The organism is Pauljensenia sp. C0170B5, from assembly GCF_056590195.1.
The window spans coordinates 192,160-214,543 of sequence record NZ_JBWPVR010000002.1; the positions used below are offsets into that span (position 1 = coordinate 192,160).

22 protein-coding genes are annotated in these 22,384 nt (G+C 59.5%); 3 read left to right on the plus strand and 19 right to left on the minus strand.

Going from position 1 to position 22,384, the window contains the following annotated elements; all coding sequences use genetic code 11:
* The first annotated feature begins 38 nt into the window (after window positions 1-38).
* Together AC1EJZ_RS04135 and AC1EJZ_RS04140 are read left to right on the plus strand one after the other, a co-directional pair.
* Complete coding sequence (locus AC1EJZ_RS04135; protein WP_157843501.1) at window positions 39-182, plus strand: hypothetical protein; 144 nt, start codon at window positions 39-41, stop codon at window positions 180-182.
* The gene (locus tag AC1EJZ_RS04140; RefSeq protein WP_058236491.1) at window positions 179-502 is read left to right on the plus strand and encodes a branched-chain amino acid transporter permease; all 324 of its coding nucleotides are present in this window, start codon (window positions 179-181) and stop codon (window positions 500-502) included. The genes AC1EJZ_RS04135 and AC1EJZ_RS04140 overlap by 4 nt, the downstream gene beginning before the upstream one ends.
* On the opposite strand, the gene AC1EJZ_RS04145 is transcribed toward AC1EJZ_RS04140, so the two are convergent.
* Together AC1EJZ_RS04145 and AC1EJZ_RS04150 are read right to left on the minus strand one after the other, a co-directional pair.
* Entirely contained in the window at window positions 499-2,670 is a 2,172-nt protein-coding gene (locus AC1EJZ_RS04145; RefSeq protein WP_058236490.1) for an ATP-dependent DNA helicase RecG, read from the minus strand. The genes AC1EJZ_RS04140 and AC1EJZ_RS04145 overlap by 4 nt on opposite strands.
* A complete protein-coding gene (locus tag AC1EJZ_RS04150; RefSeq protein ID WP_058236489.1) occupies window positions 2,667-4,244 on the minus strand; it encodes a hypothetical protein in 1,578 nt (525 codons plus the stop codon). The genes AC1EJZ_RS04145 and AC1EJZ_RS04150 overlap by 4 nt, the downstream gene beginning before the upstream one ends.
* 216 nt (window positions 4,245-4,460) lie before the next feature.
* Here AC1EJZ_RS04150 and rpmB point away from each other — a divergent pair, with 216 nt between their 5' ends.
* Window positions 4,461-4,655 carry a 50S ribosomal protein L28 gene (gene rpmB, locus AC1EJZ_RS04155; protein WP_058236488.1) on the plus strand — a complete coding sequence of 65 codons (195 nt, stop codon included), beginning with the start codon at window positions 4,461-4,463 and terminating at the stop codon, window positions 4,653-4,655.
* A gap of 158 nt (window positions 4,656-4,813) precedes the next feature.
* Here the strand turns inward: rpmB and AC1EJZ_RS04160 are convergent, their stop codons facing one another.
* The 17 genes from AC1EJZ_RS04160 to dnaE form a co-directional block, all read right to left on the minus strand.
* Window positions 4,814-6,724: a hypothetical protein gene (locus AC1EJZ_RS04160; RefSeq protein WP_480293997.1), complete on the minus strand. Its 1,911-nt coding sequence runs from the start codon at window positions 6,722-6,724 to the stop codon at window positions 4,814-4,816.
* A gap of 53 nt (window positions 6,725-6,777) precedes the next feature.
* On the minus strand, window positions 6,778-7,770 hold the full coding sequence (gene thiL, locus AC1EJZ_RS04165) for a thiamine-phosphate kinase (protein ID WP_070725863.1): 993 nt from the start codon (window positions 7,768-7,770) through the stop codon (window positions 6,778-6,780).
* The gene (locus AC1EJZ_RS04170; RefSeq protein ID WP_227469197.1) at window positions 7,767-8,606 is read right to left on the minus strand and encodes a TrmH family RNA methyltransferase; all 840 of its coding nucleotides are present in this window, start codon (window positions 8,604-8,606) and stop codon (window positions 7,767-7,769) included. The genes thiL and AC1EJZ_RS04170 overlap by 4 nt, the downstream gene beginning before the upstream one ends.
* Window positions 8,607-8,990, minus strand: a complete 384-nt coding sequence (gene rplT / locus AC1EJZ_RS04175; protein ID WP_058236484.1) for a 50S ribosomal protein L20 — start codon at window positions 8,988-8,990, stop codon at window positions 8,607-8,609. It lies immediately after the preceding gene.
* Between the two features lie 32 nt (window positions 8,991-9,022).
* A complete protein-coding gene (gene rpmI, locus AC1EJZ_RS04180; protein WP_058236483.1) occupies window positions 9,023-9,223 on the minus strand; it encodes a 50S ribosomal protein L35 in 201 nt (66 codons plus the stop codon).
* A gap of 52 nt (window positions 9,224-9,275) precedes the next feature.
* The gene (infC, locus tag AC1EJZ_RS04185) at window positions 9,276-9,992 is read right to left on the minus strand and encodes a translation initiation factor IF-3 (protein ID WP_227469198.1); all 717 of its coding nucleotides are present in this window, start codon (window positions 9,990-9,992) and stop codon (window positions 9,276-9,278) included.
* Window positions 9,993-10,263: 271 nt separating this feature from the next.
* Window positions 10,264-11,499, minus strand: a complete 1,236-nt coding sequence (locus tag AC1EJZ_RS04190; RefSeq protein WP_480293998.1) for a hypothetical protein — start codon at window positions 11,497-11,499, stop codon at window positions 10,264-10,266.
* A gap of 159 nt (window positions 11,500-11,658) precedes the next feature.
* Window positions 11,659-12,012: a hypothetical protein gene (locus AC1EJZ_RS04195; RefSeq protein WP_070725866.1), complete on the minus strand. Its 354-nt coding sequence runs from the start codon at window positions 12,010-12,012 to the stop codon at window positions 11,659-11,661.
* Between the two features lie 127 nt (window positions 12,013-12,139).
* Entirely contained in the window at window positions 12,140-12,682 is a 543-nt protein-coding gene (locus AC1EJZ_RS04200) for a hypothetical protein (RefSeq protein WP_070725868.1), read from the minus strand.
* Window positions 12,683-12,972: 290 nt separating this feature from the next.
* Entirely contained in the window at window positions 12,973-13,695 is a 723-nt protein-coding gene (locus AC1EJZ_RS04205) for an SseB family protein (protein WP_070725871.1), read from the minus strand.
* The gene (gene priA, locus AC1EJZ_RS04210; protein ID WP_070725872.1) at window positions 13,692-14,429 is read right to left on the minus strand and encodes a bifunctional 1-(5-phosphoribosyl)-5-((5-phosphoribosylamino)methylideneamino)imidazole-4-carboxamide isomerase/phosphoribosylanthranilate isomerase PriA; all 738 of its coding nucleotides are present in this window, start codon (window positions 14,427-14,429) and stop codon (window positions 13,692-13,694) included. The genes AC1EJZ_RS04205 and priA overlap by 4 nt, the downstream gene beginning before the upstream one ends.
* Window positions 14,430-14,460: 31 nt before the next feature.
* A complete protein-coding gene (gene hisH, locus AC1EJZ_RS04215; RefSeq protein ID WP_227469199.1) occupies window positions 14,461-15,117 on the minus strand; it encodes an imidazole glycerol phosphate synthase subunit HisH in 657 nt (218 codons plus the stop codon).
* On the minus strand, window positions 15,114-15,779 hold the full coding sequence (locus AC1EJZ_RS04220; RefSeq protein ID WP_058236478.1) for a hypothetical protein: 666 nt from the start codon (window positions 15,777-15,779) through the stop codon (window positions 15,114-15,116). The genes hisH and AC1EJZ_RS04220 overlap by 4 nt, the downstream gene beginning before the upstream one ends.
* Window positions 15,779-16,381 (minus strand): imidazoleglycerol-phosphate dehydratase HisB, encoded by a 603-nt coding sequence (gene hisB / locus AC1EJZ_RS04225; protein WP_058236477.1) that lies wholly within the window; start codon window positions 16,379-16,381, stop codon window positions 15,779-15,781. Before hisB ends, AC1EJZ_RS04220 begins: the two co-directional genes overlap by 1 nt.
* On the minus strand, window positions 16,378-17,502 hold the full coding sequence (locus AC1EJZ_RS04230) for a histidinol-phosphate transaminase (RefSeq protein WP_070725874.1): 1,125 nt from the start codon (window positions 17,500-17,502) through the stop codon (window positions 16,378-16,380). Before AC1EJZ_RS04230 ends, hisB begins: the two co-directional genes overlap by 4 nt.
* The gene (hisD, locus tag AC1EJZ_RS04235) at window positions 17,495-18,820 is read right to left on the minus strand and encodes a histidinol dehydrogenase (protein WP_070725875.1); all 1,326 of its coding nucleotides are present in this window, start codon (window positions 18,818-18,820) and stop codon (window positions 17,495-17,497) included. Before hisD ends, AC1EJZ_RS04230 begins: the two co-directional genes overlap by 8 nt.
* Window positions 18,821-18,835: 15 nt before the next feature.
* The gene (gene dnaE / locus AC1EJZ_RS04240; protein WP_070725969.1) at window positions 18,836-22,384 is read right to left on the minus strand and encodes a DNA polymerase III subunit alpha; all 3,549 of its coding nucleotides are present in this window, start codon (window positions 22,382-22,384) and stop codon (window positions 18,836-18,838) included.

Genomic DNA, 22,384 nt, shown 5'->3' on the forward strand with positions numbered 1-22,384 from the left:
ACATCGCGGCCACTGGCCCTCGTGCCACCATAATTTCGGTGAGCATCGGACACGACGTGGCATATGCGGGGCGCCTGTGCGTGGCGGCCGCGATTGTTGTGCCCGGATCAATGCTGGTCATCGCCATGTCGGCCTATGTGCTGGTTCTGGTTGTCATGTTCGCCGCGAAGGAGAGGCGATGAATACGATGTATCTGATTGCGATCCTTGCGGTAGCCGGTATTGTCACCGTGTTGCTGCGCGCCGTGCCGTTCGCGTTGCTCGCCCCGATCCGCGAATCTCGCCTCATCAAATGGCTGGGCAGGCGCATGGCTGTGGGCATCATGGCCATCTTGAGCGTCTACACGATGATGGATGTTGCGTGGAGCGACCTGCAGGCAACAGTGCCGACACTGGTCGCCCTCGTCGTGACGGTCGGACTGCACCTGTGGAAACACAACCTCATGATTTCGATTCTCAGCGGAACAGTCGTGTGTATCGCACTGTCAGCAGTGGTCGGCTAGGAACGCTCCATCCACGCGACCTGTGAGGACAGTCGCGCTCTGATGACTCGTTCAAGTTCGCTGTGATCGGCCAGTGTGGGGTCTGCGCTGATGGTGCGTCGCGCAGCGTCACGCGCCTGCTCGATAATGTCGCCATCTCGTGAGACCGACAGGAAACGCAGTCCCGAGGTGCGCCCTGACTGTTGGGCGCCGACCACGTCGCCTTCTCGACGTAGCGTCAGATCCACGCGAGCCAGTTCGAATCCGTCTGTCGTGCGCGCGAAGGCCTCGAGCCGTTCGCGGGCTGGTGCCGACAGGTCGTGGCGGTGTACCGCCATGCACACGCTGTCTGAATCCGAGCGTCCGACGCGGCCGCGCAACTGGTGCAGCTGTGAGAGGCCAAATTGCTGGGCGTCAATGATGACCATCATGGTCGCTTCGGGCACATCCACTCCCACTTCGATCACTGTGGTGGACACGAGGACAGGGGCGCGACCCGCAATGAAGTCATCCATGATGCGGGTCTTGTCAGCACTGCCGATTCGTCCGTGCAGTTCCTCGATCCCGATACCCTGCAACGCTGTCTGGGTGCGCAGTGCGGCCGCCACCGCGTGGACGGATGCGAGCGGTGGACGGTGGTCAGCTGCATCGGTGTCTTCGACGTCGTCTCCCTCATCAATACGTGGACAGACGACGAAAATGCGGCCGCCCTGGTCGATCTCTTCGCGGGCGCGTTCCCATAGACGCTGCATCCACGCCGCGTTGGCCACATCGACTAAGAATGTGCTGACGGGGCGACGCCCCGGTGGAAGCTCATTGATGCACGTCTGGTCCAGGTCACCGAACACGGTCATCGCGACAGTTCGCGGAATGGGCGTGGCGGTCATGACCAGTTGGTGCGGGATCGTCAGCGTGGCAGCGGTGGCCGCGCCGCGCAGGTGGTCACGCTGGGCAACACCGAAACGATGCTGCTCGTCGATGACAACCAGGCCCAGGTGCGCGAATGTGACGCTATCTTGCAGCAAAGTGTGTGTACCGACCACGATCATGGGCTGGCCGTCAGCAAGGTCGCGTTCCAGAGTGCGGCGCTCGGCGCGCGGAGTGGAAGCTGTGAGCAGTTCGATGCGTGGCGCGTGGGTGGTCATCCGCGCGATCAGGGCATGCAGGGACTGGTAGTGCTGCTCAGCGAGGACCTCGGTGGGTACCAGCATCGCCGCCTGGAATCCTGAATCCATAACCTGGCACATGGCCAGTGCCGATACCACCGTCTTACCGGATCCCACGTCGCCTTGCAGGAGGCGCTGCATGGGGCGTTCGCGCATGAGGTCACGTGAAATGGCCTCCACCGCTGTTTCCTGGGAGCCCGTCAAGACGAAAGGCAGGGAGTCGCGTAAAGCCTGGACGGCACCGTCATCGCCTCGCGGACACACCGGCGCCTTTTCCATGTCACTACCGCGTCTGACGCAGGCCAGCCCAGCCTGCAGTGTGAATGCTTCACGCCACGCCATGTGCGCGCGGGCAGTTTTCCAGTCCTCGCGGCTGTCCGGCTCGTGCAGTGCGCGCAACGTGGTGACCAGATCAGGCAGACCAGCTTCACGGCGAATCGTTTCCGGGACGGGGTCAGCCAGGTCGCCCTCGTGCATGGACTGAAGCAGAAAAGACACAGCGCGCTCAATGGTCCACGAATTGAGCGAGGCAGTGGCCGGGTAAATGGGGATGAGTCGCTGACTGCGTTCAACGATCTCCGGAATCGTGGCATCCTGCGCGCCTTCAAACTGCGGATTTGTCAGCTGAACCTTCCCCTTGTAGGAACCGACCTTGCCGGCAAACAGCATGCGCGCACCAGGTTCGAGCAGTCGTTCGTGGGGCGCGAGGCGATAGCGCGTGGAAGCGAAGAACGTGGCGGTGATCGTCTCGGACCCATCGGTCAGTTCAACCACGAAGCGTACCCCTTTGCGCGTGCGGTTGGGCATCATCTGGGCACTGAGCACTTCAGCGAGGATCGTCACCGTGTCCCCTTCGCGCAGCGAACTGATCGGTGTAAGCGAGCCCCACTGGTCGAGCCTGCGTGGCCCGTACGTGAGCAGGTCAGCCACCGAGATCAGATCGTGTGCGGCAAGTTTTCGCGCCGTCGAGGCGGGCAGACGCAGCGCAAGGGGGACGTCGAGGGAGGTGGAAAACCCGTTCATACGGTCAGTCCCTGAATAATGCTGGGGCCTGCCTGTCCGCCGTCAATTACTTCGAGCTCATTGATGTCAGGTGCCAGCATCTGACGAACCGTTGCCGTCAGATTCGGACCGTCGGCAGCTCCGATCAGCAGACGCACGCGTCTGGGGGCGCGCGCCTTGACTTCCCGCACGGCAAGAGGAAGTTGCTCATCCGCATCATAGGTTATGGCCAGGGCGAAGCTGGCTGCAGCTGCGCGCGCTGCTGACTGAGTCAGCATGGTCTGCATGACAGGTGCGACGGTGGGTCCGCCTGGCTGTGGGACGAAGGCGCTGGCGCACGCTCGGGTGCATTCCAGCGCTGTCAGGTCGTCCTCGCACGGGGCGACAATGACTGTGTGGGGCGATACATCACGAATACGTTCGGCACGTGCGCGGCTGGCACTGTCGCAGGCGGCAATGAGCGACACTCCTGTTGACGAATGCGCGAGGGCGCAAGTGATGGCCTCAATGTCCTGGTCATTCGGGTCGAGCAGTGTCAGTGCTCCTGCCTGTGCGAGGTCTTCGACAAGGCCGGGTGCATGAGTCATCGCTATAACTGTGGCGCGTTCGATGCGCTGGTGGGTGCGGCGTTCGAGGAGCTGAGCGCCGCGATGCGTCACACCGTCACTGAGCGTGTCCACGCCGATGAGTTCGTCGGGTCGGCCGTCACGGACCATAAACCGGGTGACGGTACCGTGGGGTGGTCGAACTGCCAATGGCGCCGATGTGTCGATGCGGAAACGCCAGGTGCCATAGGCAAACAAATCGGTGGCTCCCACTGCCGCCCACCGAGCTTCCAGTGCATCAAGATAGTCGCCTGCATTCGTGGCATCGTCAGTACTGCCTGCCACAATCATGTCCACATTGAAGGCGTCGCGCGGGCGGGCAGCGGTCGAAACCAGGCGCGAATGTGAATGAGCCAGGTCGCTCATCATACGTGCCAGTGAGTCCAGGATGGCTGGATCGTCACGCATGGTGCAGTCCAGTGATGCGGCGATGACGATCAGGGCTGCTGCACCTGCGTCGATATAGTCATCAGTCGCGTTGATCAGCCCATACTGCAATTGGCTGGAATACAGGGAGACAAGGTCGCTCTGATCAGGAACCGTTGCTCCCAGAACCTCGAGTTCGCTGGTTGCCTCATCAAACATTGCAGCAAGGGCAGGTGCGACATTCACGTGGGCGTCGGGCGCATCCCAGGGGGCGGATGTGAGCATCCGTCGCACGATGATCGGATTGAGATCTGCGCCGGACTCTTGTCGCAGGGCGTGTGCCCAGGCACTCCATAGAGCGGTAATGAGCAATCCGACGTGTCCGTGCCCTGTGCGGATCCCCTCGCTGACCAACGTGTCGAGGTAATCAGCCAGAGGCATGTCCGGGTCAGTTGGGGCGAGGCGGCTCATGGATTCCACTGTCAGAAGCGCGTTGGTGCCCGTGTCGCAGTCGTGGGAGTTCCATCCATCGAGGTCATCCAGGAAGGGACGCAATTTGGCCAGCTCCGTGGCGGCTGTTGTCAGCGTGATTGCCAGCGTGTGTGCTGAGAGTTCACCGGTCACGGATAGGCCTTTCGCTATGAGTAGTCACGGGTGATCCTATCGTCTCACTTTTGGTCGCTCGCGCGCAGATGTGGTGGAACTGACACAGGCAATGTGGTTCAAAGAGTTGGAGAATAGGCCTGCCATCAGCTACCATTTTGTGGTTGCTCGTGGTGGATTCGCACCACATCGACTGTCTCATTTGGGACGATAACTGACTACTTAGAGGAGATCATCGTGGCTTCCGTATGCGACGTTTGCGGCAAGGGACCGGGCTTCGGTAAGAGTGTCTCGCACTCCCACAAGCGCACGAATCGCCGCTGGAACCCGAATATCCAGCGCGTTCGTACCTTGGTTGACGGCACACCCAAGCGACTGAATGTGTGCACGAAGTGCCTGAAGTCTGAACGGGTGGCGCGTCACACCCGCTGATACGCTGCTTTCTGATTCGCCGTCTACAGTGTAGGCGGCGAATTTTTTGCGCCTGCGGCAGGAACCGGGCGCATCTGAAAAGTGGAGATGGTCTCCGATCTGACCGAAGTCAGTTCGGAGACCATCTTCATTTCAGTGATCGATTCAGCGACTCACTTTCACTGTTGAGGTGAGGAGTCTTGCGGCGGATACGGCGGTTCTGCCTGGTTATCAGCTGATCCTGACGGGTCCTGAGCCGGAGGCTGGTACCCCTGATTCGGGTACTGCGAACCGAATTCCTGCTGGTAAGCTGCGGCTGCCCCTTGCGGGTACTGGTTGTACTGCGCCGAGTTTTGGGGGCCTTGAGGAGCGTTCATGCCCTGTTGAATCCCATTTCCGTACCCGTACTGCTGCTGAGGAGCAGCTTGAACCGGAGCTGGCTGCTGACGCCAGGCTTGCGCCGTCTTCTTTCCAGCGAGCAACGGCAGCAGTGGCGTGTCGACCAATGCTTCGGGAAGAATCTCGGCCAGCAGTGAGGCGAAGAAGAGTCCGAGGATGGCGACCGTGAACGGCGTCCACCATGACATGCCGAGAGAAGCACTCTCACCGAACATATGCATCGACACGTTGGAAAGCCACAGGCCAACAATGAGCCACGCCAGAAGACCGATGACTGGCATCTGCCAGATCCTGGCCCACTGAATCGAGCCGGTGCGCGTGCGTCGAGCCCCGATGTGGATCGCCATTGCGATGATGGCGACGATGGCGAGGATGAAACCGATGACGGCGGCGATGGGGTGGAAATTCCAGATCATGGCAGTGCCACTGCCACCGTAGGATCCACCCGAACCGAACATGTCCATCATTGAGCCACCCACCGAGAATCCACCGAAGAAGCACATGCCTGTAATCCAGATGATGATGTTGGCCAACAGCGGCAGAACCAGCGTGACGGACACGCCATCTGTCTTGGCAAAAAACACGATCCCAAGAATCAGAGCGAAGGGAGCGAAGATGGCGAAGAGCACCGCATGTGCCTGAACGAATTCGCGAGCACCAGTAAGCAGCTCCGCAACAAACTTGTTGTCTTTCCAGCTGGCAGGAAGAGATTTACGAGTAAAGAAAAGCGTGATCCCAACGAAGAACGTCACGTTCAGGAAGATGTGGAAGAAACCGGGTCCCATTGACAGGCTGCCGAGGTTGTCAAAGGACAGGTCACCGCCGTCGAGCGGTGCGACAAGCCGCAGCCTCCAAAAACCGAACAGGATCGAGGTAACGAGGCCAATAGCCAGAGCCTCCAGCACTGTGCGGACTAGGTGGGCAACCAGGTTGGTGTTATCGCGCTGGACTTTGAAGAATCGTTTGAGCACGACCCAGATCAGCGTGCAGATGACAGCCCAGGCGAGGATGAACAGCACTGAGAGTGTTCCTCCGGCTATTGTGAAGCCCATAGCCTGAGCACCTGCAAAGATGTAGCCTCCCAGCACAACACCGGCGAATACGAGGGGCGAGGGGCCCGACAGTATGGAGTCATCTGAGCCGGCCGCGCCGCCCATCGCCGATCCCAGAGGCATGAGGAACAGGCCAAAGATGAATGAGACGACGACGAGCACCCCCAGCACGGCGCCGAGGGCAGCGAGGCCGCGCCCATTGGCAAATCCGGCCTTGAGCTCGCCCATAAATGCTGGCGGGAGCACTGGTTTTGCTGGTTGCGCAGGCTGCTGCACGTAGGGCTGGCCCGGCTGCTGGTACTGCGGCTGTTGCATGGGCTGTGGAGCATAGGGCTGGCCCGGCTGCGCGTAAGGCTGTTGAGGAGCGGGCTGAGCATAAGGCTGCTGGTACTGCGGTTGCTGCGGCGGAACCGGTTGCTGGTACTGCGGCTGTTGCATGGGCTGTTGAGCATATTGCTGGCCCTGCTGCACCTGCGACTGGTCAGCAACTGGTTGCTGAAACTGCGGCTGCTGCGCAGGTTGCTCCGGCTGACTGAGTGGCTGTTCTTCGGCGGCTTCCGGCTCGGTCACAGGCTCACTTGGTTGTGATCCCTGGACTGGAGCGTCCTGGTTGCTATCATGAACGTTTTCGTTGCTCATGAAGTCCCCTCACTAGCGTATTGACAGGTTACACGTAGTCCTAGTGTATCGGTTTAACTATTGTCTTGACGGAAATGGTCGAAGCCACCACTCAGTCGCTGCCCATCAAGACGAATCCCAGGTTGATCTCCCGGGCTCACTGCTCCGATCACGCCAATTGCCCTGAACGGTGAGGGCAACACAACCTGAGGCGGGAACGTAGCCAACATCGGATGATCCTCACCGCCGAAAAGGACCCACTCCATAGCGTGATGTCCGCATGCCTGTGCAGCAGCATCCAGCGCCTCGACGTCATCGGCCAGCAGAGACGAATCAATTTCGAGCATCACCTCCGACGCGCGTGCCATCCTGCCTCCGTCACGCACCAGCCCGTCGGACACATCCATCATGGCGTGGGCATTGTGGCGAGCGGCAATCGGACCGGCTTCCAGCGGAGGCTCGGGCGCACGGTAGATCCTCACCGCTTCAGCGAAATCTCCCAGCAGGATATCGTCATGAACTGAGGGGTCAACGATGCGGCGTGACAGCAATTCCAGGCCTGCGCCGGAACGCCCCAATGTTCCGGCTATCGCTACGATGTCACCGGGTCGTGCACCTGAACGCAGGACGGGAGGCCCATCGACCCACCCGTGTGCGGTGACTGAAATGATCAGTTCCTCTCCCCCGGTCAGGTCGCCGCCGACCACGCCTGCGCCCGCTTCACGGGCACGCTGACCGAAGGCCTGCACCATGTCCACAAGCCAGTCAACGTCGTAGTCACCGCGCAGAACAAGGGAGACAACAAGCGCGCTCGTGCGCCCACCCATCGCAGCGATGTCTGCCAGATTCTGGGCCGCAGCCCGCGCACCTATTTCAGCGCCGGTGGACCAGGCTTTCAGAAAGTGACTCTCTCCGACCAATGTATCGGTGGTCACCAGGAATGAGGGTTCAGGGCAGGAGATCAGCGCGCAGTCATCACCTGAACCGACGATGGTGCGCTCACCTTGGGGAAGAACATTGACAAAACGGGCGATCAGGTCGCCTTCATCACAGTCTCGGACCTTCATGCTGTCAGTGTACGTGAGCGTGCTGACGCATACAGACACATTGCTGCCGCCGAGGCCACATTCAAAGATTCAGCTTTCCCTGCCATCGGGATGCACACCAGATGGTCGCACTGACGCATTTCATCGGGTGACAGGCCTCGCGCTTCATTGCCGAAAACCCATGCGTGTGTGCGGGAAAGGAGCGGCGAGTCGCCCTCGTCAATGTCGAGAAGGCTGACAGATCCGTGCCCTCCGGACGTCCCAAGGACGAGTGCACCCCAGGTGCGAGCGCGCTCGATCGCCGCATCGAAAGTCAGGCCTGACATGATCGGCAGGTGGAACACTGATCCCGCTGTTGAGCGGATCACTTTCGGGCTGCGAACGTCAGCGGTGCCCACCGTGGTCAGGACGCACTGCGCACCCATCGCATCGGCCGTGCGTATCAGCGTACCGACGTTGCCGGGGTCTTGGATGCGCGCAAGGATCACTGCCAGTCCGTCAACGCTCGGCATCTGCGTAACAATCGCGTCGTGTCGAGCGACCGCGATGATGCCCTGACAGTCAGGGGACATCGCGTGAGCAACCTCGTCGGTGACGCGGTGAACCCACCGTGTGGCCTGGCGGGCCTGCTCCACGATTTCTGGCTGGGATTCCTCGACTCGTTCGGTGACGTAGACGTCGGTGACGCACTCGGGGCGCCATGTCACCAGTTCGAGGACTGCTCCTGGGCCTTCAACCAGGAGGAGTCCGGTGCGTGATTGTGCTGAGCGCCCGCCGAGTGAACGGACTGTTCGCACGCGGTCGGCACGCGGGTTGTCCATCACAGGCGGGCGCTCAGGATGAAAATTGTGAGTCAATCAGGATGCCTTGGGAGCGTTGACGTCTTCGGGCAGCGCTTCACGGGCAGTCTTCACAATTGCTGCGAAGGCGTTTGCGTCGTTGACTGCCAGGTCGGCCAGCATGCGGCGATCGATTTCGATGCCGGCAAGGTTCAGACCCTGAATGAGGCGGTTGTACGTCATGCCGTTTGCGCGTGCGGCAGCGTTGATGCGCTGGATCCACAGGCGACGGAAGTCACCCTTGCGGCGCTTACGGTCACGGTAGCTGTATACGAAAGAGTGAGTGACCTGCTCTTTTGCCTTACGGTACAGGCGTGAGCGCTGCCCACGGTATCCGGATGCGCGATCAAGTGTGGTGCGACGCTTCTTGCGGGCGTTGACAGACCTTTTCACACGTGCCATGTTGTTATCTCCTTACCTACAAGTCTTCGCTATCACTTACCCAGCAGGGTACGAACTCGCTTCGCATCTGCAGGTGCCAGCACCTGGTCACGGGAGAGGCGGCGAGTACGGCGTGAAGACTTGTGCTCGAGCAGGTGACGCTTACCAGCACGTTCACGCATGATTTTGCCGGAACCGGTCACGCGGAAGCGCTTCTTGGTTCCTGAGTGCGTCTTGTTCTTTCCTTTTGACATAGTGTCGTTTCCTAACCTTCAACACCTCTTGGCACTGGTGCCAAGAAAGTAGCTACTGTTCCGCGCTTTCAGCGTTCCTGGCGCTGCGAGCTTGCTCCTTGCTGGAACGTTCTGCCTGCTTGTCACGGCGGGCTTCGCGCTCAGCCTTGCGGCGGCGGCGTTGTTCGCTCATTGCTTCTGACTTGCGTCGCGTTGGGGCGAGCACCATCGTCATGTTGCGGCCATCCTGACGTGGGACGGATTCGACCGTCGCCATGTCACCGACCTCTTCTGCCAGACGCTCCAGCAAACGAACTCCCGCTTCGGGGCGAGACTGCTCGCGTCCGCGGAACATGATCATGACCTTGACTTTGTCTCCCTGGTTCAGGAAACGCTCCACGTGGTTCTTCTTCACGTTGAAGTCGTGGTCATCAATCTTCAGGCGGAAACGGATCTCTTTGAGCTGGGTGTTTGCCTGGTTGCGTCGCGCGTCGCGCGCTTTCTGTGCGGCTTCGTACTTGTACTTGCCGTAGTCCATCAATTTGGCTACTGGAGGTTTCGCGTTGGGTGCCACTTCAACGAGGTCGAGGCCTGCTTCGTCTGCCAGACGCAATGCGTCTTCGACGCGCACGACTCCGACTTGTTCTCCCGATGGGCCGACAAGACGTACTTCGTTTACTTTGATGCGCTCATTGATCCGAGGCTCGCTGATGGGTGGCTCCTTCCATGGTGGTGCATCACGAAAAAATCTCCGTGCGCAACGCAACGGAGACTGACACCACGTGGCCACAGCGATGCTGCACGCAGCATCGGCTCAAGCCAGGAACCCGATCCCCTGAGGCGGGAATCAAGGTGGGAGTATCTCCGCTTACGTCCCGGGTACGGTACCCGGACAATCGACAGCTACTGTATCACTGCCGTCGAAGGCAAATCCAGCGAGATTAGGCAGGATCGTCATGGGGTGCCTCACACTGCCAGATGTGGAAGGCCCCGCGTGCAACATCTGGTCACACACAGGGCCTTCGTCACTGAGATGCGGCGGTATGCGAATCACTCGCGGTTTACCACCATGATCCTGACGACCTCAGTTCAGTGATTTCAGGTTCAGTGCTTCCCTCGGGGAATGTCACCTGGCCTGACACACGGAATTCAACGTTGTCCGGTGAGGGGTTCTTGTTGAATTCGGTCGGATTTGTCTGGGTCTTGATCGTGGCCTTATCCGTGACGAACTCAAATGCGGTGAAGTCTTCAAGGGTGGTGGGCAGTTTGGTCACTTCCAGAACAGCGAGTTTGGTGCTCTGCACGCCGCTGGGGCATGCTTCATTCAGATTTCCACCGTCGATGGAGGCACAGCTTTCCACGAATTCCTTGGCCCGATCAAGCATCAGTGTCTGCAGTTTTTCGGTCGGTTCGGGTGCGTCCCACCAGAGCGTCGAGGATGACTCCGGGCCCCCCACGATCAGGCTCTTGTCGGGATAGTTCACATACTCATTGGATCCGTAGGATGCCTGCGCTGGGTAGATTCCGGGGTACAGGTAGAACGTCTGATACTCCTGGGAGTTCTGATCATCGTTCGTGATCGGAACGCTTTGAGAGCCGATGGTGACCGAGTCAAAAGTGCCTGGCTGGAGGGTGATCTCTGTGGCCAGTGTGTCGTCAATCTTCCAGTTCTTGAGAACGAGGAAGGTGGGCTGGGCAGGGGTGACCTGAAGTGTCGTATCGACGACTTGCCCATCAAGGTAGTATTCGACATCCAGCATTACTCCACGCGGCTTGTCGGAGCTGAGTGAATAGTCATCACTGCCGGAATCAGTTCGCGTCACCGAGAAATTTTCGATTCGCGCGGTCGCGCCGGCCATTGCTTCGTTTGTCAGAAACGCTCGTTGATTATTGGGTTTGCCGGGGTCCACCATCTGCGATGCAGCATTCGCGTCACCCGCTGCAAGATATCCCAGGTATTCTTCAGCAGCTTTTTCAGGGGTCCGCGTGCTGTTGAGGATGTAGAAAGCGATTGTCCCGATCAACGCGAGTGCCATCAGTACGCCGATGACCACCAACACGATGCGGACAGTCTTGCCGGACGAGGACTTAGTCGTGGTCGCTGCGTAGGAAGACCCGGCGCCAGAAGCCATCGCAGCAAACTGCGGCTGTGGTTGCGGCGAGTACTGTTGCGGGTTGGGCTGCTGATAGTACTGCTGCTGGGCATATTGCTGCGGTTGCTGCGTCGCTTGCGCGTATTGCTGTGCCTGCCCCTGCTGCGGTTCTGGCGAATCGGTGGGTGGTGGCGGAGGAGGCATGTACGAGTCAGCACTCCCCTGAGTCTCCGAGTGTGAGCTCAGGTCGTTACCATTCGCATTTTCGGACATAGTGCCATACCCCCGGTAAATAGATTTAACGCATGAAAGCGCTTCAATCCTAGTCTACTTTCACCGTGAAGTGGCCGATCGCGCCCGCTTTCAGAACTGGAAGGGGAAGTCGAACGAGCATGCAGGGGCTCCACTGTCATCAAAAGTAACGGCTCCGACCATCTCGAGCTCATCCTCGTGAGGGGAATCAGCCCCATCGCTATGGAAGAGCATAACCAGCGGGTCGAATGCGACGTCGAGCTTCGCTTGATACGGGTTAAAGGCGTAGTCCTGTACGGAAATTCCTTCTTTCAGCTCTGCCAACTTCGCCCCAAAATGTTGTGCGGCGACAGACATATACCCGCATTGATCAGCCTTCACATCGGCTGCGCACTGGTCGACGAACTTCTGTGCTTCGTCAACAATGCTCTGGCGGAACGTGTCCGTTACTTTGGACTCGAACACTGCAGAGTTGAAGCTCTGAGCTGTGTGAGCATCCTTTTCTCTATCGGCCCGCGATCTTGATTGATGCTACAAACTCTATTATTCCAAACTATCGCTTAACGCAGCATTTTGACAACATTATCCCGCTTCAATCCTCAGGAGTCACGATCTTCATATGGAAAACAGGATCTGATCTCTTCGACAATTCGACCGTGCCCTGGACGGCGAGTTTCTGCTCCTTGTCCGGTATATTGAGCCCGTCATCCCTGAAATGGAGCGTCGCCCTCGTCACATCTGTTCGCATGTCCGGAATCCCCGTGGAGTGCACCATCGACACAAGCTGGTTGCCAGCGGGGCCGGCAGTGGTCAGTTCTCCATTGAGGGTGGCTGATTCTGATTGCTCATCTGTGTAGAAAGCGTAAATGAATCCGCACTGTTCATCAGGATCGTCGCGGTTTTCCCGGCATTCATGCAGGAAAGGGTTCGCGCAGTCAACAAATGCCGCAGTGAATGTGTCTGTCAGTTCCGGCTCCCATTCAACAACCGACTCCGGAGAGTATTGATCACTGTCGTCAGGTGCCACAGTCAGATCCTGATCGGCGAATCCGGAAGGAAATACGACAGTCGTAGCCAGCGGTCTGGTGATCTGCCAGGTATCTTCACCAACGGGCCGGCTCACCTCGATTTCCACTTCATATTCCTGTCCGCCCAGCAGGTAAGTGACGCCGAACAGACACCTCAGGGCTGTCGGATTGTGACGGGCGGGCCATCATCACCATCACGATGGCAGCCACGGCCACCACAGCGGCCACTGCACATACGATGCCAATAATCAGACCGGTTTTTCCTGGGTAGCGTGGACTGCACATTGGTCGGCCGGGATGGAGTGGGTTGCGGAGCAGGTTGCGTCATCGGCTGGTCTCCTTACCTGCGTCGTGACAAGTTATGATCATCGTAAGAGACCACGTTCAGGATTAACAGCTATACCGCATGAACCCACGTTGGCGCGATCATGATCTGGTCAGCCGCAGCTTTGAGACGATCACTGCCATAAATGCAGTTGATTGCGCGGGACAATTCGCGTCGGACCGCTCGCTCATCACCACCGGCGGCCGCGCACAGCTCGACGATGACGCGACTGCCGCCTCCATGATGGATACGCACATCGACCACGCATCGGACACCCTCGTCCATGATGATGCGCAGCAGACCGGCGGCAAGTTCGCGATCTTTCCACGCGGGCAGCCACCTGTCCCCCACTGACAGCGAATTGCACGCGGGGCGCGGGATCACGATATTCGCACCGCGCGGATCGGCCACTATCAGCCCTCGGGTTTCGACGAGGGCGCTCAACGCGGCAAGGCGCGTTGAGACAGGCAATGGGCGTGCCTGTGGGTCAAACGCTGCAAGCTCATCCGTTGACGTGAACACGGCCAATGCCGGGCCTTCAGGTATTTCCGCCCTGGTGAACTCCACGTGGTTGTCAGAGTTTCCGCCATTGAGGACAACTGGAATAATGACGCGCTCACTGCTCAGTGCGTGAACAAGCTGTTCGAGGCGCTCGCCCTGCTCGCTGCGGGTACCGGCTGGCAGTCCGAGTGCGTGACGCGTCAACGGCAACGTCTGGCCACAATCCGATGAGTCGGTGTGCAGTGTCAGGCGCTGCGCAATCTTGTCGCGTTGCTCATCGCTCAGTTCCATCATGACTGCTGAGGGCCGGCCGCTTCCAGCGCCTCTTCCAACGTGAACGCCCCGGCGTACAGGGCTTTACCAATGATTGCGCCTTCCAGGCCGATCGACGTCAGTTCACGCAGGGCTCGAATATCGTCAATGCTGGACACGCCGCCCGAGGCGACAACCGGCGCATCGGTACGTTCACATACGGCGCGGAGCAGATCAATATTCGGCCCCTGCATCATGCCGTCACGCGCCACATCGGTGACCACGTATCGGGCACAGCCAGCCTCGTTCAGACGCTCCAGGACCTTCCAGACATTTCCACCTGGTTTCGTCCAGCCTCGTGCTGCCAGAGTCTCACCGCGCACATCCAAGCCCACGGCAACCTGATCGCCGTAACGCTGGATAATCGATTCGGTCCATTCGGGGTCTTCCAGCGCTGCCGTGCCGATATTGATGCGGCGTGCACCGGTGGCCAGGGCGCGCTGAAGTGAGGCGTCATCACGGATGCCGCCCGACAGTTCAACGTGCAGCGGGATCTGGCGTACGACATCAGCCAGCAGGTCGATATTGGATCCGCGTCCAAAAGCGGCATCCAGGTCAACCAGGTGCAGCCACGCGGCGCCTGCGTGGGTGAACGCCTGTGCAGCTTCCAGGGGTGCGCCGTACTGTGTTTCCGTTCCTGCCTCACCCTGGCGCAAGCGCACTGCCTGCCCCTCAACCACGTCAACGGCAGGCAGAAGAATCAACGGAGTATCCATCAGTCACCTTTTCTAGTCAGATAGAGCGGTTTTAGTCAGACACGGTGGTCGCCAACCAATTCTGCAGCAGCTTCAAGCCGGCGGCACCAGATTTTTCGGGGTGGAACTGTGTGGCGCTCAGCGCTCCGTCTTCCACGGCTGCGACAAAGCGCTGACCGTAGGTTGCCCAGCTCGTCTGCGGAGCAGCTGCCGTGCGAGGGCGAGATGTCCGAGCCGGATCATCCATCACGGCGTAGGAATGCACGAAGTAGAAGTACTCCTCATCCAGTCCGTCGAACAGTGTCGTATCGGATGCGGCTTCAACCTGTGTCCACCCCATGTGCGGAATGATGGGCGCGTCCAGACGGTCCACGGTTCCGTCCCACTGCCCCAGGCCCTCGGTCGTGCCCTTTTCAGTGGAGCGGTCGAACATGATCTGCAGCCCGACGCAGATTCCCAGCACGGGCCTTGCACCTGCGATCCGGCGTTCAATCATCCTCAGGCCTTGCACTGCGCGCAGCTGGTCCATCACCGTGATGAATGCTCCCACACCTGGCACCACCAGGCCGTCAGCTTCGCTGACTTCCTGCGGATCGGCGCTCAGTGAGACGTCGGCACCGGCTCGTTCCAGCGCACTGCACGCTGAGCGCACGTTGCCTGACCCGAATTTCAAGACGACGATTCGAGAGCGTCGCTGCATCATGCTCATGGTTTTCTGAACCACCCTAATGGGCCGCGTGGCCGCTTCAGGCATGTGCCATCAGGTGCGACCGACCCGTTGTAGTCATCCGGGGTGGTTCTGCCCAGCAGCAGGTCTTCAAGGGCCACCGGCATTGATCCGATCAGCACGCCAGCTGGAATATCGTCTTCCGGCTCGCCCGACACGTATCGGCGTGCACTGATCTGTCCGGATACACCCGGCTCCACATCTTCCTCGTCACCTTCAACCAGCCACGACATGATTGCCACGGAGCCCAGCTTGGACAGGCGTGAGGTCAGTCGTGCCACCTGATCCACTTCGGGTGGCATGGAGCGGCACTTGCCCATCAGTGAGGCCAGCTCGTCTTCCTCGGTCATCGGCTGATTGGAATCAACTTTCAGCCAAATCGCGGTCCACGGCTTAATCGGGACGACGTGGACGGAAAGCCCGGCCAGCTGCAGGAGTTTGTGCAGCGCCTCGGCTGACGGAATCGGTGTGAGCACCAATGCGACCGACAGGGATCCACCTTCCAGGTGCAAGGATTCATCAACCGGAGTGTCCAGGTCATGCCGTTCGGCAGGTGCGCTTGAGCGCTCGAAGTCCGCAACGATTCCCGCGAACTTAGCGTCAATGTCCTCATCGTCAGGACGCTGAGGAACATCCTGGACCATTACAGTGCTCCTTTGGTAGACGGAATGCCACTCACCCGTGGATCCGGTTCAACAGCGCCGCGCATCGCGCGGGCAAGTGCCTTGAACTGCGCTTCCACAATGTGGTGCGGGTCGCGACCGGCAAGCAGACGCACATGCAGACAGATTCCGGCGTTATAGGCCAGCGACTCAAACACGTGTCGTGTCATGGAGCCGGTGAAGTGCCCGCCAATGAGGTGGTATTCCTGGCCGGCCGGCTCGCCCTCGTGCACGAGGTACGGCCGCCCTGAAATGTCCACAACAGCATGAGCGAGGGCTTCATCCAGGGGCACCGTAGCATCTGCGAAACGGCGGATTCCTGCCTTGTCACCAAGCGCCAACTTGATGGCCTGGCCCAGGCAGATCGCGGTGTCTTCGACAGTGTGGTGCACGTCCACGTCCACATCCCCGCGCGCCTGAACAGTCAGGTCAATCAGGGAGTGACGCCCAAATGCGGTGAGCATATGGTCGTAGAACGGCACACCAGTCGAAATGTTGGTCACGCCGCTGCCGTCAAGATTCACTTCCAGATGAATTGTTGACTCTGATGTTTCGCGGTCAATTGTCGCAGTTCGCGCGTTCATGAGAGAACCTCCTCCAGTGCCGTCATGAATTGCTGGTTTTCCTCAGGTGTCCCTACGCTGACCCGCAGCCAGCCGTCAGGGCCGACGACGCGGATCAACACGCCCCGCTCCAGGAGCTTGTCAAAGATGTCCTGCCGGTTATCGAAACGTCCAAAGAAAATGAAGTTCGCGTCAGATTGAGCCACCTGCAGCCCTCGTGATTCCAGCCAGTGCGCGAGGGCGTCCCGACTGTCACGCAGGTCGGCCACCTGCTGCATGAGGCATTCACGGTGACGCAGCGCCGCCAGTGCCGCTGCCTGCGTGATGGCTGACAGATGGTAGGGCAAGCGCACCAGCATGATCGCGTCAATGACGTCCTGGCAGGCCACCATGTATCCCAGACGCAACCCCGCCATTCCAAATGCTTTCGACATAGTGCGGGAGACGACCACGTGCGGATTCTGCTCAACGAGTTCGAGTGCCGAGGATGTCCCCGCACGCCTGAATTCCGCGTACGCTTCATCGATGACCAGCAGGCTCGCTGTGGGCTGTCCGTCCGGCCCGACAGGCCCGCTGAATCGCGTGTCGTCAGCCAGGGAGCGGATGTCGTCAAGTGACAGTGCTGTTCCGGTGGGATTGTTCGGACTGGCCAGCAGAACGACTGCCGGGTGCTCAGTTTCGAGCAGGTCGCGCAGGGCATCCAGGTCGATGGAAAAATCCTCGTGCCGATCACACGTGACCCACCGTGAGCACGTGTCGCGCGCGTACTCGTGATACATCGAGTATGTCGGGGCACATGAAACGACGGTCCGTGACGTGCCGGCGAATGCCTGCAGAATCTGGGTCATGACTTCGTTGGAACCGTTGGCTGCCCATACATGTTCGGGCGGAACACTTACACCGCTTTCGTCAGCCAGATATCGTGCCAGTTCCCCACGCAGTTCCAGAAAATCGCGATCCGGGTAGCGGTTCAGCCCGCTGGCGGCGCGAGCCACTGAGCGCGCGATATCGTCAACCAGCTCGTCAGAAGGCGCCCACGGATTCTCATTGACGTTCAGGCGTACGGGCACATCCAATTGGGGCGCGCCATACGGGCTCAGCCCCGCAAGTTCAGGGCGCAGCGGCAAACGTAAATCAGTCATTGCGTCCGCCTTCCTCGCGCCGGATCAGCGCGGCTGCTCCGTGTGCCGGCAGGTCTTCGGCACATGCCAGCGTGTTGAGGTCATCGGTGAGCGCTTCGAGCGCATCGTGTGAATACTCAACGACCTGCTGGCTGCGCAGATACTGTCCCACGTTCAGTCCGGCAGCGTAGCGGGCGGTGCCTCCTGTGGGCAGGACGTGGTTGGAGCCTGCAACGTAGTCGCCCAGCGGTACCGGCGTGTACGGGCCGACAAAAATGGCACCTGCGTTGCGCACGCGCAGCGCTACTTCGGCAGCATTCTCTGTCTGTACTTCGAGGTGTTCGGGAGCATACGCATCCACAACGCGCAGCCCAGCATCCAGATCATCGACGAGGACGATGCCCGACTGCGGTCCGCTCAGCGCCGTCATAATGCGTTCGGTGTGCGCGGTCAGCGGTGCCAGCCGCTGAATCTCAGCTTCCACTGCATCCGCAAGCGGCTCACTGTCCGTGATCAGAACAGATGCGGCAGCAGGATCATGCTCCGCCTGGCTGATCAAGTCAGCGGCAACGAAAGCGGGGTGAGCATCACCATCGGCAAGGATCGCTATTTCAGTGGTTCCCGCTTCCGCATCGATCCCCACGTGAGCAGACACCACCCGCTTAGCTGCGGCCACATAAATGTTGCCCGGTCCTGCTACGACATCAACCGGTTCACACACGTCACCCTCGTCGTCAAATCCGTAGGCAAGGCCGGCGATTGCCTGCGCACCACCCATTGCCCACACGTCGTCCACGCCCAACAGTGCGCACGCTGCAAGGATTGTCGGGTGCGGCAGTCCGCCGAACTCGCGTTGCGGCGGTGAAGCCAGGGCGATTGAGCTGACGCCGGCGACCTGCGCGCACACCACGTTCATCACAACTGAGGAGGGGTAGACAGCCAGGCCACCTGGGACGTAGACACCGGCGCGCTGCACCGGTACCCACCGCTGGGTAATCGTGCCGCCGGGAATGATGGTGGCGTGTTGCGTGGTGGGCAGCTGGACAGTGTGGCCGGCGCGGTTATGCTCGATCGACACTTCCAGCGCGCCGCGCACCGCAGGGTCAAGTCCGTCGAGGGCGGCACGGATCTGGTCGGCCGGTACCTTCAGGCGATCAGGACGCACATGGTCGAAACGCTCGGCACAGTCCTTGATGGCGCTCGCACCCTCGTGGATGACGCTGTCGATAATCGGCGTGACAGCCTCGACGGCTGCGGTGATGTCGAATGCAGCTCGTGGCAGTTGACGGCGGATTGCATCTGTGGTGGCACTGGTGCCGCGAAGATCCATGCGTTTCATAACTCTTAGCCTAACTCAGGAGGTCATCACTCCGTCTGCTCCGACCACGGCCTTGACCTGGCTGAAAAATGCGCTGGATTTTTCGACGCGGTACTTCGGGTCAACTTCGACGATTGTGACGCGCCCGCCTTGGCGCAAGTGGATGCGCACAGGTGATTCGCCTGGGAAAGCTTCCAGCACGTCTTTGAGTTCGGTCAGCATTGAGCGAGTGCATCGGCCAGGAGTCATCTGCAGGTCCAGCGGGGAGTCCTGATCGTCACGCAGATCCAGCAACGTCATGGCCTGGCCGATCAGTTCGACGTTCTCATCGCGCTGGGTGACGCGCCCCTCGACCTGGACGATCGTGTCGGTAGCCAGGTAGGACTGAATTGTTTCGAACGAGCGAGGGAAGAAAAGCACTTCGATGGAAGCGCTGAGGTCTTCCACCGTTGCGATCGCCCACTGGTTGCCCTGCTTGGTGACCTTCATCTGAACCGACGACACCAGTCCTGCGACGCGCACCTTGCGGTCCGCCATGGCTTCTTCGGAGGAGACGATCGCGGCGATGTCGATGTCCTGGTATCGGCGCAGCGCCGCTTCCACACCGCGCAGTGGATGGTCGGAGACATACAGGCCAAGCATTTCGCGTTCATCGGCCAGTTTGTGCCGCTTGTCGAATTCGGGCAGGTCAGGGATTTCGACCGTGAGGGAGGACTGTTCAGGTGCTGCTGCTCCACCCATGGCGGCAAACAGGTCGAACTGGCCGATGGCCTCATTGCGTTTCAGGTCGGTGACCGCGTCGACGGCCTCGTCGCAGCGGGACAGCAGGGAGCGCCGGTTCTTCCCCAGAGAGTCGAAGGCGCCGGCCTTAATGAGTGACTGGATGGTGCGCTTATTGCACACGGTGGCAGGTACCTTGTCCAGGAGGTCCTGGAAGGAGATATACGCGCCTTTTTCCGAGCGCGCCTGCACGATACCGTCCACCACGTTCGCGCCGACGTTCTGGATCGCAGACAGGCCAAAACGGATGTTCGACCCATCTGGCGCGAACGTGCCCATCGAAGCGTTGACGTCGGGGGGCAAAACGGTGATATCCATGTGACGACATTCAGCCAGGTACAAGGCTCGCCGATCCTTGTTGTCTTTGGTCGAGGTCAGCAATGCGGCCATGTATTCAGTGGGAAAATTCGCCTTGAGGTAGGCAGTCCAGTACGACACCAATCCGTACGCCGCCGAGTGCGCCTTGTTGAACGCGTAGTTCGAGAACGGAACCAGAATGTCCCACAGTGTTTTCACCGCGTCATCGGAATAGCCATGTTCGCGCATCCCCTGCGAGAACGGTCCGAACTCCTGGTCCAGAATCTTTTTCTTCTTCTTACCCATCGCTCGTCGGAGCATATCTGCCTGACCCAGTGAGTATCCGGCCAGTTTCTGCGCGATCTGCATGACCTGTTCCTGGTAGACGATCAGACCGTACGTAGTGCCCAGAATGTCTTTGAGCGGCTCAGCAAGTTCAGGGTGAATGGGAGTGATTTCCTGACGCCCGTTCTTACGCAGAGCGTAGTTCGTGTGCGAGTCTGCGCCCATCGGGCCGGGCCGGTACAACGCGCCCACAGCTGAAATATCTTCAAAGTTGTCGGGGCGCATCAGTTTGAGAAGTTCTCGCATCCCGGAACCATCCAGCTGGAACACGCCGAGCGTGTCGCCGCGTGCCAACAGGTCGTAGGTTGCCGGGTCGTTGAGCGGCAACTGATCAAGGTCCGGGACATCCTTGTTGTTCAGCCTGATATTTTCGAGGGCGTCTGACAGGACCGTGAGGTTTCGCAGCCCCAGGAAGTCCATCTTCAGCAACCCCAGCGCTTCACACGTGGGATAGTCGAACTGCGTAATGATCGCGCCGTCAGCGAGGCGCTTCATGATCGGAATAATGTCGGTCAGCGTATGCGAGGACATGATCACCGCGCATGCGTGGACACCCCATTGTCGTGTCAGTCCTTCCAGTCCCATCGCCAGGTTGACGATGTCGTGAGTCTGCGGGTTTTCCTCGTAGTATTTACGGAACTCCGCTGCCTCGCCGTAGCGCTTGTCTTCCTTGTCGAAAATGCCGTGCACTGAAATGTTCTTGCCCATCACTGCCGGGGGCAGTGCCTTGGTGAGCTGCTCGCCTGTCTTGAAGTCGTAGCCGAGCAGTCGTGCTGAATCCTTCAGTGCCTGTTTCGTCATGATTCGTCCGAAGGTGACGACCTGACTGATCCGGTCTTCGCCGTATTTACGTTTCACGTATTCGATCACTTCGTCGCGGCGACGTTCGTCGAAGTCCACATCGAAGTCAGGCATGGAGACGCGCTCGGGGTTGAGGAAGCGTTCGAAAATCAGGCCGTGTTCCATTGGGTTCAGCTCGGTGATACGCATCGCGTAGGCCACCATGGAGCCAGCACCGGAACCTCGGCCAGGCCCCACGCGGATGCCCTGATGCTTGGCCCAGTTGATGTAGTCCGCCACCGTCAGGAAGTAGCCGGGGAACCCCATCGAGATAATGACGTCTTCTTCGTATTCAGCCTGTTTACGCACGTCATCAGGAACGCCGTCCGGGAAACGGTCGGCCAGCCCTCGTTCAACTTCCTTGATGAACCACGATGTTTTGTCTTCGCCCTCGGGCACGGGGAAATCGGGCATGTAGTTGGCGCCCTCTTTGGTGGTGGTGAAGTGCACGTCGCAGCGTTCAGCAATATCCAGGGTGGTGTCGCATGCTTCGGGCAGTTCAGCCCAGGTGCGACGCATGTCTTCGCTGGAGCGGATATAGTAGCCGTCGCCGTCGAATTTGAAGCGGTCCTGGTCAGCCAGCTTGGCACCCGAGTTGATGCACAATAACGCGTCCTGCACATCTCGGTCTTCTTTTTTCACGTAGTGCGCATCGTTGGTCGCTACCAGTGGAGCATTCATGAGCTTGGCCAATTTGAGCAGGTCATTGCGTGTGCGTCGTTCAAATTCGATGCCGTGATCCATGACTTCGACATAGAAGTTCTCCGGCCCGAAAATGTCGCGCAGCTCCCCTGCTTCACGCACTGCTTCATCCCACTGACCCAACCGCATATGGGTTTGGACGGCTCCCGACGGGCACCCTGAGAAAACGATCAACCCTTCGTGGTATTCCTGCAGCAGTTCCTTGTCGGCACGCGGCCACTTACCAAACTGTCCTTCCGTGGAGGCGCGTGAACCAAGGCGAAACAGATTCAGCATGCCTTCGGTCGTGTAGGCCAGCAGTGTCAGGTGATTGTATGCGCCATTGGCCGAAACGTCGTCACTGCGCTGCCACGGTTCTCCCCAGTGGACACGCTTCGTGTCAAATCTGGACGTGCCGGGAGTGACGTATGCTTCAAGGCCAATGATCGGTTTAATTCCGGCATCTTTGCACGCTGAATAGAATTCGAAGGCGCCGAACAGGTATCCGTGATCGGTCAGTCCGATTGCCGGTTGTTCGAGGCGGGCAGCTTCCTGAACCATCGGCGCGATTTTCGCTGCGCCGTCCAGCATGGAGTATTCGGAGTGGTTGTGAAGATGAACGAAACTGTCACGGGTGGCCAT